Annotated in this window: 12 protein-coding genes; 9 read left to right on the top strand and 3 right to left on the bottom strand. The window is 49.3% G+C overall.

The genetic code is table 11. The annotated features are described in order from the left end of the window. The 5 genes from HMPREF1246_RS08725 to HMPREF1246_RS08705 all read left to right on the top strand — a co-directional run. The coding region (locus tag HMPREF1246_RS08725) for a winged helix-turn-helix domain-containing protein (protein WP_021737256.1) at positions 1 to 271 on the top strand (271 nt) is incomplete at its 5' end. Between the two features lie 283 nt (positions 272 to 554). Beyond that, entirely contained in the window at positions 555 to 1,499 is a 945-nt protein-coding gene (locus HMPREF1246_RS08720) for a LysR family transcriptional regulator (RefSeq protein ID WP_014129182.1), read from the top strand. Between the two features lie 129 nt (positions 1,500 to 1,628). Beyond that, positions 1,629 to 2,597, top strand: a complete 969-nt coding sequence (locus HMPREF1246_RS08715; protein WP_009015020.1) for a stalk domain-containing protein — start codon at positions 1,629 to 1,631, stop codon at positions 2,595 to 2,597. A gap of 216 nt (positions 2,598 to 2,813) precedes the next feature. Beyond that, positions 2,814 to 3,557, top strand: a complete 744-nt coding sequence (locus tag HMPREF1246_RS08710; protein WP_009015021.1) for a DUF3824 domain-containing protein — start codon at positions 2,814 to 2,816, stop codon at positions 3,555 to 3,557. Positions 3,558 to 3,714: 157 nt separating this feature from the next. Further along, entirely contained in the window at positions 3,715 to 4,485 is a 771-nt protein-coding gene (locus HMPREF1246_RS08705; protein ID WP_021737259.1) for a carboxymuconolactone decarboxylase family protein, read from the top strand. Between the two features lie 210 nt (positions 4,486 to 4,695). Here HMPREF1246_RS08705 and HMPREF1246_RS08700 read toward each other — a convergent pair whose 3' ends face one another. Both HMPREF1246_RS08700 and HMPREF1246_RS08695 read right to left on the bottom strand, forming a co-directional pair. Next, positions 4,696 to 5,922 carry an aminotransferase class I/II-fold pyridoxal phosphate-dependent enzyme gene (locus tag HMPREF1246_RS08700; RefSeq protein WP_021737266.1) on the bottom strand — a complete coding sequence of 409 codons (1,227 nt, stop codon included), beginning with the start codon at positions 5,920 to 5,922 and terminating at the stop codon, positions 4,696 to 4,698. A 149-nt stretch (positions 5,923 to 6,071) separates the two neighbouring features. Then, positions 6,072 to 7,016 (bottom strand): asparaginase, encoded by a 945-nt coding sequence (locus HMPREF1246_RS08695; RefSeq protein WP_035195945.1) that lies wholly within the window; start codon positions 7,014 to 7,016, stop codon positions 6,072 to 6,074. Positions 7,017 to 7,781: 765 nt separating this feature from the next. On the opposite strand from HMPREF1246_RS08695, the gene HMPREF1246_RS08690 reads away from it, so the two are divergent. The 4 genes from HMPREF1246_RS08690 to HMPREF1246_RS08675 all read left to right on the top strand — a co-directional run bounded on the left by HMPREF1246_RS08690 (position 7,782) and on the right by HMPREF1246_RS08675 (position 12,075). Continuing rightward, positions 7,782 to 8,252, top strand: a complete 471-nt coding sequence (locus tag HMPREF1246_RS08690; protein ID WP_016459871.1) for a hypothetical protein — start codon at positions 7,782 to 7,784, stop codon at positions 8,250 to 8,252. Positions 8,253 to 8,421: 169 nt separating this feature from the next. Beyond that, positions 8,422 to 9,594 (top strand): GTPase, encoded by a 1,173-nt coding sequence (locus HMPREF1246_RS08685; RefSeq protein WP_231368270.1) that lies wholly within the window; start codon positions 8,422 to 8,424, stop codon positions 9,592 to 9,594. After that, positions 9,578 to 10,621, top strand: coding sequence for a GTPase domain-containing protein (locus HMPREF1246_RS08680; protein WP_021737260.1), 1,044 nt, complete (start codon positions 9,578 to 9,580; stop codon positions 10,619 to 10,621). The genes HMPREF1246_RS08685 and HMPREF1246_RS08680 overlap by 17 nt, the downstream gene beginning before the upstream one ends. A 20-nt stretch (positions 10,622 to 10,641) precedes the next feature. Beyond that, positions 10,642 to 12,075 (top strand): amidohydrolase, encoded by a 1,434-nt coding sequence (locus HMPREF1246_RS08675; protein WP_021737250.1) that lies wholly within the window; start codon positions 10,642 to 10,644, stop codon positions 12,073 to 12,075. 52 nt (positions 12,076 to 12,127) lie between these two features. On the opposite strand, the gene HMPREF1246_RS08670 is transcribed toward HMPREF1246_RS08675, so the two are convergent. Then, positions 12,128 to 13,123: a LysR family transcriptional regulator gene (locus HMPREF1246_RS08670; protein ID WP_021737253.1), complete on the bottom strand. Its 996-nt coding sequence runs from the start codon at positions 13,121 to 13,123 to the stop codon at positions 12,128 to 12,130. Between the last annotated feature and the right edge of the window lie 134 nt (positions 13,124 to 13,257).

The following is a 13,257-nucleotide window of genomic DNA, read 5'->3' as shown; positions in this document are numbered from 1 at the left end:
AGACTTATCTTCACATCAGGTCTTTTTACAGGATAAAGAAATCCTTCTTCCCAACAAAGAATTTGAACTGCTTGCTTTTCTTGCCAAGAATCCAGGCATCGTATTCAGCAAGGATACGCTCTTTGAGCGGGTATGGGGCGAAGATTCCTTGGGTGATACCTCTACTGTCTCCGTTCATATCAATCGAATCCGGGAAAAGATTGAGGAGGATTCATCCAAACCGTACTATATTGAAACGGTTTGGGGTGCCGGTTACCGTTTTCGCCGGTAATGACAAAGAACCCCTGCGCACGCCGCTGCGCAGGGGTTCTTTGTCATTAGAAAAGGAAAATGTTGAAAGGGGGTTCACTCATGCAGTGCACAAGAGAGAAGATAATCGTGGAGGCCCTTCCACTCTCGTGATCTCCATACATGGCATCAAAGGAAGTCGCGGTTCCTTTGATGGTCATACTCTACCATGAAAGAGGAGATTCTACAATAGATTAAAAGGAAATATATAGAGCATCACAATTATTTATTTGTGATATAATAACCTCATCTTGGAGGTGATGTGATTGGATACGGACTCGGAAATGTTTCTCCTTGCCGCGGAGGAACTGAACTTTACCCGTGCCGCTAAACGGGCCTATGTGACTCAGCAGTGCTTGAGTGCCCATATCAAGAAACTGGAAATACGAATGGGGGCGCCCCTTTTTGAACGAGTCCCTTACATGGCGCTGACCCCTGCCGGTAAGGTTCTTTATCGCTCCCTGCGCCGCATTGAATTGATTGAGCGATCCTGCCGGGAAAATATCGAAGCCATTCGGGAAGGGACGCAGGGGGAAGTGACCCTTGGCATGAATGCCGGGCGTGTCCAGTTCTTTCTGCCGCGTTTGTATGAAGCATACCATCGAAAATTTCCTCATGTGACGCTGAAGGTGGTCATTGATGATGTGAAAAACCAAGCTCGTCGCCTTCTTGATGGGAAAATTGACTTTCTGGTAGGCGTCAATTGTCCCGTGGACAGGGATCTTGTCTTCACCCCGTTAAAGGAAGAGAAGGTTTTTTTCCTTGCAACGGATTCCTACCTTAAAGCCCACGCCAAAAGTCCAGGCGCTTATCCCAAGACACTGCGGACCGGCATCATCGACATGAAGGAGTATGATACGCTCCCTCTCGTACAGAATGCGGAAGCAAGTACCCTTGTCACCGTTGTGGAGCGTTATGAAAAAAAGCGGAACCTCGTTCAGGATACGCTTGTGAGGGTCAGCGATTCCAATGCGCAGATCCGGCTTTGCGGGACGGGGCTTGTAGGGATGTACCTGGCGGAAAGTCTTGTCGAAATGGCCCGTTTCCACGGAGCGGAAACAGCGGGAAATCCCCTGCGTATTCTTGCCATCAAGGAGCTGACAGAAACCTTGCGTCTTGATCTTGTCACGCACCGTGAGGCAGATCAACCGCTTTATATCCGTCAACTGGAAGTCATGATCCGGGATGTGTTTGCCTCTGATAAGGGCTGATCTTGAAAGGATAGATGCTTAGGACAAACCGCTGAGCGGCAGACGAAGGAAGCGATTTATCCCTGCATTGTCTATTCTTTGTGGTACAATGAAAAGAGAACATCGTTACGATAGAAAGAAGGAATTGCTATGAATCAAAGACTGACAGCCCTTGTTCTTTGCGGCTTTCTTGCCGCTCCTTCCCTTAGCTTTGCCGCCGCCGCTTCCCCTAGCGCGTCTAAAGACGCGGCTCCGGCAGCTGTAGTAAAAAGCAGTCCGAAGGAGGAGGTTGGCGTCTTCCAGAAAGACCATGTCCTCATTGTAAACGGCAAGACCCTTGATGCCGCCTCATTGCCAACGCCAGTTCTTGTGCGTCAAAAGGAAACCATGGTTCCACTGCGTCTTGTGGCAGAAGCATTGGGGTATACTGTTTCCTGGAATCCAGAAACGGCATCTTCAAAACTGGATATGAGTATTGCGTCCATGGAATTTCGTCCCGGTGAAACCCTCTATCAGAGAAAAGGCAAGCTTAAAGTTATAAACCTTGATGCCGCGTATAAATTTACGAATGCGCCCCAGGTCGTTGAGGGCGTGACATACGTTCCTGTGTCCCTTTTTGGTGTCTTTTTCAATGAGGTAAAGATTGAAGGCAAAACGATTTCCATTACCGTACAAAAATCCCAGCTTCAGGATGCGGCACGTCTGTTAACAGAAGCCGCTGCTGAAAAAAGCCAAACACAAGCCCCCAATCCCATGGTGGAATACAGCTCCCTGACCGAAATGGAAAAGAAGGTGGGGCATACGATTAAGGTACCGGCTTCTTTGAAAAATAAAAAGGTTGCCGGCATGTATCTCTTTTCGGATGGCCTTGCCCAGATCAACTATGCAGATGGATCCCTGTACAGGACACAAAAGGGATCGGCTGGTGATATCAGTGGGGATTACACCAAGTATGCCGTTGATACCCATTGGATCGATGGTTCCTATAAAATCCGCGGCCGCGGTGATAAAGATGCCTACCGGACCCTTACTTGGGAAGATGGCATCTATACCTATTCCTATCATTCCCAGAGCGCGCTGACCAAAGCGGCTGCCAATCAAATCGTTCGTGGAAAATAACGCCTTGTGCCTTAAGGGGCTGTGAAGCTGTATGAGCTTTCCATCGTTTCACAGCCCTTTTCATTTGTTTTTAAAATTTTTATGACATGTAATAAGATGTTCAAGTTTCTTTCATAGGGACTTCATGCGTTCCCTCTATGATAAGGTTCAACAACACGGATTCAATAAAACGGGCAGATCCCGTTACCTTATCCGGAAAAAGGGAGGAATCTTATCATGGATGAGAAAAAAATTGAAAAATGGGAATGTGTGTCAAAGAAAATGACCGCCCTTTGCAAAAAAGGGTTTTCACCCCGCAACCTTAAGAAAGGGGCAGCCGTGGTTGTTCTTGTTGCTGTAGCTGCGGGAGCAGGAAAGGTGACCTTGAAAAAGATGCGTTTTGACCGTCGGCAGGCGGAAGCTGCTGCCAAAGTGGAACTTGCCCAAAAACTGGCAGTGGAGCGAAATGAACCCCTTCTTTCAAGTGATGAAGTGCTCGGTAAGATTGCGAGCCTGCTCGGTACTGATGAAGGGAGCGTTACGCTGAAAGGACTGCGCCTTGCAGAGGCAAAACCTGATTTGCGGGAGCACAAAGAGCATAAAGATAAAGAAAAAAGGGATCATGACCGCAAGTTCTTCAAAAAAGATCATGACAATCGTGACCGTGTAAGGGGAGGGGAGGACCCAAGGACGCCTCAATTGACCCCTCAGGAAGGCCCCAATAAGGCATCTGATCAGGCCCCCGCTCCTACGGGCGGCAATCCTGCTGATTTTGCTGCACCGACTGCACAAAACAAGGCACTTCCTCCTCAAGGCATGCAGCCTATGGCAGGACCGATGGGTTCCCATCGTCCTGTATTCTACGAAGCCAGAGTGGATCAAGGAAATATGAGTTATGAGTTCCTTCTAAACGCACAGACTGGGGAAATCCTCCACAGCAAGGTTCATCAAAAGGGCATTGTGGAAAAGCTTTTTTCCTGATGCCTCAAGGGTAATGAGCACCATCTCCTTGCCTATGCTTTTGGAGCATGGGCAAGGATGAAAAAGAAGTATTGGAAATGGGTATTCAATCTCTTTATACTCAAAGGCAGCGATATCTGTGCAAAGGACTGCGTAATCAATAAGGAGTTGAATCTATATGGAGAAAAAGATTGTCCAGACTGCTGGACGGACCCAATTAGGGGATTTTGCCCCGCTTTTTGCCGAGGCCAATGATGATTTTCTTTTTGGCAAGGTGTGGAACGACCCCAGTGTGGATGTCAAAACGCGCTGCATTATTACGGTGACGAGCCTTGTGTCCATGGGGATAACGGATGGATCCTTGTCTTACCATCTCCAAAATGCCAAGAATCATGGTGTCAGCAAAGCGGAAATCGCCGGTATCTTGACCCAGGTTGGCTTTTATGCGGGCTGGCCCAAGGCCTGGGCTGCTTTTGGACTTGCTGGGGCTGTATGGAAAGATGCGGCTCCCGCCCTTACTGAAAAGGAGCGGTTTGCTCAAGAGCTCATGTTTCCGATTGGTGGGCCAAATGACGCCTATGCCAAATATTTCAAGGGGCAAAGCTATCTGGCCCCTGTTTCGACGGAACAGGTTCCCATTTACAATGTGACCTTTGAACCTAAATGCCGGAATAACTGGCATATCCACCACGCCGATAAAGGAGGGGGCCAGCTTCTCATCTGTGTCGGCGGAAAAGGTATCTATCAAGCTTGGGGGAAGAAACCCGTCCTCATGCTGCCAGGATCGGTCGTTCACATTCCAGCGGGGGTCAAGCACTGGCATGGTGCCGTGGCCGATGCCTGGTTCAGCCATCTGGCCATGGATCCCGAAGGCGTCAATACATCCAATGAGTGGCTTGAGGAAGTGTCGGATGCGCAATATGAAAAAACTTTGGCTGCTTTAACGTAAATCGAAGGCAGGCCGGAATCAGACGGTGGGGAACTTGCTGAACGGGGGTTATGAAGAAAGAAGGTCCTCATCATGAAAAAACTCATTCTCTTCTTACTGGGATGGGGCAAAGCCGGCGACACGTGGCTGCAGTAATGAAAATATCCTGTATATGCTTTTTTCTTATGAATAGGGCTCCGCTAAAAAAGATCCTTTTTAGCGGAGCCTTGTTTATGGAATTTGCTGCCAAGCTTCTTTGAGAAGGGAAAGAACCTGCTGAAGCTGAGGCTTTGTGTGGGCTGCTGAAAGCGTGAGACGCAGCCTGGCGGTACCCATGGGAACAGACGGCGGTCGGATAGCAGATAGCAGGATGCCTCTTTCCTTGAGAAAGGCATCAATGGCGGCTGCTCTTTCTACAGACCCAACTATAATGGGAATCAGGGGCGTTATTCCTGGAAGAACGGGGAGCTTCAAGGTGTGGAGTCCCTCCCGCATGAACCTTGTGTGTTCGCGCAGTGTTTTCATGAGGATGGGCCCTTCTTCCTGAAGGACTTGGAGTGCGGCATAAGCCGCCGCTGTATCATGGGGGCTGATGAAGGTGCTAAAAACAAAGGGCCTGGCGCGGCAAGTAAGGTAGGCAATGATTTCCTTGGAGGAAGCCACATAGCCTCCTTCTGAGGCGAGGCTTTTACTGAGAGTCCCTGTTTGGATATCGATGGTGCCTTGAAGACCAAAATAGGCTTCCGTTCCTCTTCCACCAGGTCCAATGACGCCTTCTGCGTGGGCGTCGTCCACCATCAGGAGCGTTCCATATCGATTTTTGAGCGCTGCCAGTTCCGGCAGCCTGCAAAGGTCGCCATCCATACTGAAAACGCCGTCTGTAACAATGAGTTTGACAGCTGTTTGATTGCTGGCGTAGGTAGCTAGCTTTTGTTCCAGGTCCGTCATATCATTATGACGATAGACGATGACCTCGGCGCCGCTGATCCGGCAGCCATCGATGATGCTGGCATGGTTCAGCTCATCACTGAAAACAAGGTCACCTTTTTTGAGAAGTGTGTAGAGGGCGCCTAAGTTCGCCAGGTAGCCGGTATTGAAAAGAAGCGCTGCTTCACAGCCTTTGAAGCGGGCAAGTTTTTTTTCAAGGTCACTTCCTCGGGCGATTCCTCCTGAAATGAGGCGCGATCCCGTGGAGGACGTTCCCCCTTTTATCAAGGCGTCAGCCGCGGCCTGCAGTACTTTTGGATGGTGGGTCAAGCCGAGATAATTGTTGCTTGAAAAGACGGTGTAGATCTGGCCGCTGCGGCTTCTTGCCGTAACGGGACCAATCATGTCAAGGTCTGTGATGGTCCGCGCAAGACCGGCTGCGTGCAGGGTGCGGAGCCTTTTTTCGACGCGGTGCCGAAGGCGTGCTCCAGAGGAGCTGGCAAGGGGAGCATGAGAATATGTGGATTGCAATGGGGAACCCTCCTTAGGTCGATAGGATAGGAGTAGTATAGCCCCAATCAAAAAATATGTATACCATTTTAATAAATAAGGTTAACGTAAATAGGAAAGAAAATACAGGGGAAAGACTGGCTTTCCCCTGTGGTTGCTAGACCTTACCTTCAGTTTTTCTCTAGGGCCGGATTGGCAAGGCTCCACATAAGTTTGGTGACGGCTGCTTCCAAGGTCATGGGACCGCCTGATTCGACCCCTGCTTGGGCGGCGAGGATCCCCATGGGATAAAGGGACAGGTCAACTCCATCAAAAAGGCACTGGGAGACACAGACCATACGTACTCCGGCCTTGATGGCTCGGCGGATGGCGGGCAGGAGGTTATCCCGGCCTGTATTGACGCCGCCCGCGCCATAGCATTCAAGGACGATGCCCTTGTAGCCGCGTTGGACCGCATAGTCGATGATGTCAGGTTTGAGTCCAGGCGTGACCGTAAGTGCCATGACTTTTTCTTCCATCTTGCTTTCAACACGGAACCCTCCCACATTCCGTCGGTCGGGGAGGTTCTTTTTAATGCCGTTTTTATCAAAAAAGAGAACCGGTGCTTCATTGACGCTCTCAAAAGCATTGAAATTGCGGGTAAAGATTTTTTTGCAGCAGTCGCCTTTGATGACTTTATTGCCAAAGGCGACAAATACGCCGGGAAGGCCGCTTGACGCGATGGTAAAGGCCAGTTCCAAGTTGCTGCGGGCATCGGAGTTGGATAGTGACAAAGGTACTTGTGAGCCGGTGAGGACGACTGGTTTTCCCAGATTTACAAGCATGTAGGAGAGCGCAGAGGCTGTGTAGGCCATGGTATCCGTTCCATGGGTAAGGACGAAGCCATCATATTCCGTATAGTTATCCCCAATAAGGGTCGCCCAGCTGCTCCAGTCTTGCGGGACCACATTGCTGGAATCGATCTTGGTCAGGTCTTTTACGGTAATTTCTCCAAGCGTGCGCAGCTCAGGGACGGATGTAAGGATGTCATTGCCGGAAAGGGTAGGCTCCAGGCCATCTTCCGTGGCAACGCAGGAAATGGTGCCGCCTGTCGTCAAAAAGAGGATTTTTTTCATTTCGATGTGGGGCAGGATACCCCGGCTTTTTAGGTCGGGGAGAAATGCCCCATTCACCTCACTTTCCAAAATAAATAGATTTCCAGTAAAATAATGATTACAGCAAACTCGGTGATATCACATGAGAACGAGTAAGGCACCAGATCTGCAAAACCAAATAAAGATGGTAACCCTTCGCAGCATCTGCCCCTCTAACAGAAAATCCTGAATCGGCAGATGACAGAAAAATCCCGTCAAGGCTGTAAATTTGTTCCTCCATATGTTCTTGACCATTGGTCTTGGGACGTGCTCCTGCCCTTCCATAAAGAGCGGCGAAAGCCAGCAGTGAACCAATCGGAGCTCTTTTAAGGATGAGAAACAGTCTTATTATATCATAAGTAGGTCTTTTATGACCGATTTGGGAAAAGGACAATAATGGCAATCATGGTGTTTAGAAGGAAGGCCCAGAGGACCTTCCTTCATCCCAATTTTGTTCTTACCCTCCTTTTTTATTATTTTGATGACATCTGATATAATCCATTCTATGGGAGATCTTCCCTTGTCCTGATATTCGTGCCGTCAACACTATCTTAACAATAGGGGGCTCTCCTTTATTTTGCAAGTATTATGTATACCCTATCAAGAAACATTTTACGCTTAGGGAAAGGCCCCTTTCCTCCGCTCCGTTCTTTTGATAAAATATAACTTATAGGGGAACTCTGGGGAATCAGGGTTCCTTCTTTCTTTTTTTGGGGAATGGCCCCAACAGAAAATGAGGTGAGAAACATGGAAAAACAAAGACTGTGGATCAGGTGGCTTGGAGGGAGCCTTTTGACGATTTCCCTGCTTTTTTTCAGCAACGGGAACGTAAGTGCGGCGAAAATTCTTACAAAATACGGATCCCTGCCGCTTTACAGGGAAGATCTCATGCCCCTTACGGTAGAGCGTCCTTCTTTTTATGATGACCCGCCCCTTTGGACCATCCGGCTGCGCAATCAGCCGCAGGGACTGTTGGCGCCTGAAACTGGATTTTATCGTCCTATTTATGGCATCATGCGCAGGAGGACCCCTGTCTTTCGCACGGTACGGCCCCTCCTCCCGCCCCAAAGCGCCCACCTTCCTACGGCTGTGGGGCCCGAGGAAAAGCAGCCATTTTTGGTGCGCCAGCCCCGTCCCTACAGCGGCACGCCCCAGCGTCAGGCTGCCTCTTTTCCTTCAAGACCGGGGGCTGTCCAAATTTTTGTCCCTAAACCTTGAGTCTCAAAGTAGGATGGGAATCGGGGGAAGTTTCCGCAGGAAGTGCCCTGCTTATGCTATAATAAAAGATAATCTATCCCAATTTGGAACATCCCATTGGGCCTGGGGCCCATAGCACGCAAAGGACGGTGGAAAGATGAAGCTTTCCCAGCTTAGAAAAGCATATTTGATGGACCTTGCGAGCCGTTTTACAGGTCCGTTCCATAAGAAAAAGGCTGCCTCTTTTCGCACGGACGCGGTCAAACCAACTGCCCCTGCCTCCAAGATTCCCCATGATGTCTATGGTGAACTTGCTTTTCGTTTTTTGGAAGCCTGGCAGAAAGAAAAGGAACAAAAAGTTCGGATTTGCCTTTTTGGGCAGCCCGGTGCCGGCAAAAGTTCCCTTATCAATGAACTGATAGGGGAGAAAAAAGCCAAGGTTGGAACCGGGACGGATACGACCAAGGAGGCCCAAGTCATCGAATCGGGAAGTGTTGTCTACGTGGACCTGCCTGGCTATGATACGGCGCGTTTTCCCAAAAAAGGCTATTTCAGCCATTTTGATCCCCTCCAATACGACCTTTTTCTCTGCATTTTTTCGGGCAAGCTTACGGAGGCTGATACAGAGTTTTTTTCCCGTCTCCAGCGGCTGGGCAGGGTCTGCCTTTTTGTGCGCAATAAGATCGATGGGCTTTATGCTCCTTTTCGGTCCTTAAAAAGTCTTGAAGAGGAAATCCAAAAAGATGTCCGTCATCAGGTAGGACCTTGTGCTCCGCTTTATTTTACGAGCTGCCGAAAGGATTGGGGCAATGCCCAAAAACGAGGCATCCCGAATCTTCAGGAAGCCATCATGGATCATTTGGAGCCGGCTTTGAAAGACCGGTATGCCCGTCATGCAAAAGCGTATACGGAGCATACCCTTCTTTTGAAGCGTCGGGCGGCAGACCGTCGGGTGCGTAAGTATACAGCCATGGCGGCCGCCAACGGCCTTAATCCTGTTGTCGGTATGGATGCTGTTATTGACGCGCGTATCCTCAAGGAAATGTATCAGGGAATCCGGACGGATTTTGGCTTAGGGAAATGGGATCTTCCTATCGAAGGAAACCGAGTAAATCTTGTAAAAAAAGTGGCCGGTGGGGTTACAGGCGAGCGCGTGACCAAGGGCCTGAGCCTCCTCTTACGCAAACGGGCCGGAGAGAAGGCAGCCAAATTTATTCCCCTTGCCGGGGCCGCTGCCGCTTCATTGATGAATGCGGGCAGTATGTATTATGTTGGAAAAGAATATGTCAGGATCTGTTACGAGTATGCCCGCAGACGGCTCCAGACAGAAATCGAGTGGGGGACCCATGAGCACAGAACGTGAAGATATCAAGAAAATTGAAAAAGAAATTGATGAGGAGAATGTGCGCATTGTCCTTTTTGGCCAACCTGGAAGCGGGAAATCAAGCCTGATCAATGCCGTCTGCGGACGGGAGGCTGTAAAGACGGGTGAACTGATGGAACCGACGACCGACGCTGTGGTTGTGGAAAATGGGGATGTGACGTTTATCGATCTTCCTGGCTATGGAACGGATGGATTCCCGGAAGAAGCTTTTCTCGAACGGTTCCGGCCTTTTCAATACGACCTTTTTCTCTGCGTCTTTTCTGATAAGCTGCGGGCTGCTGACACACGGCTATTCTGCATGTTGGAAGCCCTGAAAAAGCCCTGCATCTTTGTTCGCAGCAAAATTGACTTGATCTATGAGGAAGGCCGGACCTTGGAAGAGTGTGAGGCCGTTATCCGCCGTGATGTGGAAACGCAGCTGGGTACGCGGGATATCGATCTGGTTTTTGTGTCGGCCCGTAAGGATCGGCCGGTGGGCATCGATGTCCTGAATGATGTCATCATGAGCAAGATGAATGAAGCTCGGAGAGAAAAATATATCCTGACAGCTGAAGCGCGGACAAAGGAACAGCTTGAGGCCAAAAAGGCGGCGGCCATGACTTTTGTCAAGCGCAGTGCTACTTATTCTGCGTATAATGGACTCAATCCTATCATCGCTGTTGATGCGGCTGTGGATTTTATGATCTTGTATCAGCTTTATAACAACATTCGGGAGACCTTTGGCATTACGGAAGAAATCATTGCGTCAAGCAAAAAAGTGTCTGATAAGGATAAACGCCTTGTCCTAGGCGGCATGAGCAGGGAAGGCATCAATCTTATCCTAAAGAATGCAGGTCGGCAGCTCGTGGCCCGGACCTTTCTCAAAGTCGTTCCCGTTGTGGGGCAGGCGACGGCGGCCCTTATTGGCTACAAACTTGTGAGCAAGACGGGCCGTGATTATGTCAATGCCTGTTATGAACTTGCCCGGGAGCGGCTGCTGTCGGCCCTTGATGCCCGGAGATCATAACAAGGAAAAGAGGTAGCAGCATGGAACAGACAGCATATCTTCCCCATAACTACGAGGAAAAACTAAAGGCCCTCAATGCCGTGATCTGGGACGCGGCTGAACTGAAATTTGCCGAGACAAAATCGGCTAAGGCCATGACGGATTTTCTGCGTCAGGAAGGCTTTACCGTAAAAGAAGGTCTTGCTGGCATGAAAACCTCCTATGTAGCGGAATTTGGGTCTGGGCATCCCATTATCGGCATCCTCGCCGAATATGACGCCCTGTCCGGTCTTAGCCAAGAACTTGACGTGGCAGAAAAAAAGCCACGGTCTGGGACCTCGTGCGGACACGGCTGCGGCCACTGTCTTTTGGGAACGGCCGCCATTGGAGCTGGTCTTTTGCTCCGGGATTATTTAAAAGCCCATCCTGACAAGGGGACGGTGCGGGTCTATGGCTGTCCTGCCGAAGAAGGCGGAAGCGGGAAGGCCTATATGGCGAGGGAAGGCCTTTTTGACGATGTGGATGCTGCCTTTACGTGGCATCCGGCAACGATGAATGCTGTTGCAACAGGCAGTAACCAAGCCAATATCCAGGCGGCCTTTACCTTTACCGGTCAGGCTTCCCACGCGGCAGCCTCTCCAGAAAAGGGCCGCAGTGCCCTTGACGCGGTGGAACTGATGAATGTGGGCGTGAACTATCTTCGGGAACATATGGCAGATTATGAACGCGTCCATTATGCAGTCCTTGATACGGGCGGGGTTTCCCCGAATGTCGTTCAGGAGCATGCCGAGGTTCTCTATCTTATCCGCAGCAAGAGCAACGCCGAAGCGAAACGGCTTTATGAAAGGGTACAGAAGATTGCCCAAGGGGCGGTTCTTATGACGGAAACATCCGTTTCCCTCCGTTTTGACAAGGCCGTATCAAATTTGGTGCGGAACGATACGCTTGCAGCGGTTATGCATGAAGCCATGGTGGAAGTGGGCGCACCGAAACGCACGGCGGAAGAAAAAGCGTATTTGGAAAAATTCCAAAAGACCGTGCCGGAAGAAAATATCCTTCATGATCCGGGTATGACGCCCCTTCTTGATCGGGAGTTTTTGGAAAATCTTATCAAGAAGGATCGTTTTGGAGAATTCATTGTTCCCTTCCAGCCCAATTCCATTACTCAAATGGGATCGTCTGATACAGGGGACGTAAGTTATGTGACTCCTCTTGCCCAGTGCTACACGGCAACCTTCCCTATTGGTACAACCGCTCATTCCTGGCAGTGGGTGGCTATGGGTCAGAGTCCAGTAGCTCTTTCGGGGATGTACTACGCGGCTCGCGTCATGGCGGAAAGCACGAAGAAAGTCATGGAAGAGCCTGCACTTCTTGACCGGGCCAAACAGGAACTGTCCGGCCGGCTGGGTGGAACATCCTATGAATGCCCCATCCCTAAGGATGTGTGGCCAACCAAATACGCAAAAATAAAATAAGGACACGGAAGGAACCCTGCAGCAGTGAGAAATCTGTTGCAGGGTTCCTTTTTTATCTACTGATCATTGTGTTTTGCAGTTTTTGCAGCTGTAAAGCTACATAGGCATTCTCAAGATGGATGAATTTTTTGAGCAGATCCTTGAATTCATCAACATAATGAAGACTTTGGCTATCCCTATGGGATACAATAACATTTGTTAACTCATAGGTAAGTCCTTTGATGCGAAGGATATGCAGTCTTTCCTTTGTCGGAAGTATCCCTGTCCAATCGAGCTGCTGCAGGTTCAATTGGGCACAAATGGTTGAATAGTGACCGCTTCTGCATAAATCAATCATAATGCTGAAGTTGCTGACCTGAATAGGCAGGGAGGCAGCAATATGCTTTTGCATCAGAAAATTTGAGACGGCTGTCGTCGTAGTGGAAGCAGAATGTCCAAGGACAAGAGGAATTCCTGGAAGGGATGCCAAATCGATGCCCTCTTGATAAGCTTTTACTAAGAGTGCGTTCGTTTTATCTCCGTAATAGGTACGAAGCAATGTTTCCGGAACAACTAGATAGAGAGTTTCCCTTTCCAGTTCAATTTTGTCGAATAAAGGATGTTCCTTTGCATCGACGCCGAGAAACAAGTCGATTTCTCCACTGAGGAGAAGGTCTTCCAACTTATGGGTATCATTGAGACGAACCTGGACATCCACGTTAGGGTATTGTTTCTGAAACTCGGGAACCATGGATGGAACGAGAATGGTCCCTCTTGTTGTTGGAATCCCAAGACGAATGGTGCCGCGCGTTCCCTGACTGATATCTGCCAGTTCATTTTTCATCCTATATTCGAGTGCTTTTATTCGTGATAGATAGCGCAGCATGGCAGCCCCTTCCGCGGTCAATTCCAAGTGAGGACGACGGCGAAACAGCGTGACGTGATGATGGGCTTCAAGCCTCTTGATATGGTCGCTTAAGCATTGTGGAGTAACAAAGGCCCGCTCTGCCGCTCGGGAAAAGTTGAGCTCTTCAGCTGCTAATAGAAACATTTCATAGCCAATCAGCATGGGATATCCCCCTTTCTTCTTCTCATTATAGTGGTTTATCCCTTTATATCAAGTTTTTGCTTTAAATTCATCATGATTTTTACTGTTTTACATTTAAAAGAAAAGCATGCTATATATAGCGTATCAAGAATGAA

It is taken from the genome of Acidaminococcus sp. BV3L6 (assembly GCF_000468835.1).
Taxonomy (GTDB): domain Bacteria; phylum Bacillota; class Negativicutes; order Acidaminococcales; family Acidaminococcaceae; genus Acidaminococcus; species Acidaminococcus intestini.
Note: the sequence above shows the minus strand (reverse complement) of the source record. Positions and strands in the feature narration are given on the sequence as shown.

Bases quoted from the DNA above. Each gene is read 5' to 3' on its own strand.
- HMPREF1246_RS08695 (WP_035195945.1), bottom strand. From the start codon at position 7,016: ATGAAAAAAATCCTCTTTTTGACGACAGGCGGCACCATTTCCTGCGTT.
- HMPREF1246_RS08675 (WP_021737250.1), top strand. From the start codon at position 10,642: ATGGAACAGACAGCATATCTTCCCCATAACTACGAGGAAAAACTAAAG.
- HMPREF1246_RS08670 (WP_021737253.1), bottom strand. From the start codon at position 13,123: ATGCTGATTGGCTATGAAATGTTTCTATTAGCAGCTGAAGAGCTCAAC.
- HMPREF1246_RS08685 (WP_231368270.1), top strand. From the start codon at position 8,422: ATGGACCTTGCGAGCCGTTTTACAGGTCCGTTCCATAAGAAAAAGGCT.
- HMPREF1246_RS08680 (WP_021737260.1), top strand. From the start codon at position 9,578: ATGAGCACAGAACGTGAAGATATCAAGAAAATTGAAAAAGAAATTGAT.
- HMPREF1246_RS08705 (WP_021737259.1), top strand. From the start codon at position 3,715: ATGGAGAAAAAGATTGTCCAGACTGCTGGACGGACCCAATTAGGGGAT.
- HMPREF1246_RS08710 (WP_009015021.1), top strand. From the start codon at position 2,814: ATGGATGAGAAAAAAATTGAAAAATGGGAATGTGTGTCAAAGAAAATG.
- HMPREF1246_RS08715 (WP_009015020.1), top strand. From the start codon at position 1,629: ATGAATCAAAGACTGACAGCCCTTGTTCTTTGCGGCTTTCTTGCCGCT.
- HMPREF1246_RS08690 (WP_016459871.1), top strand. From the start codon at position 7,782: ATGGAAAAACAAAGACTGTGGATCAGGTGGCTTGGAGGGAGCCTTTTG.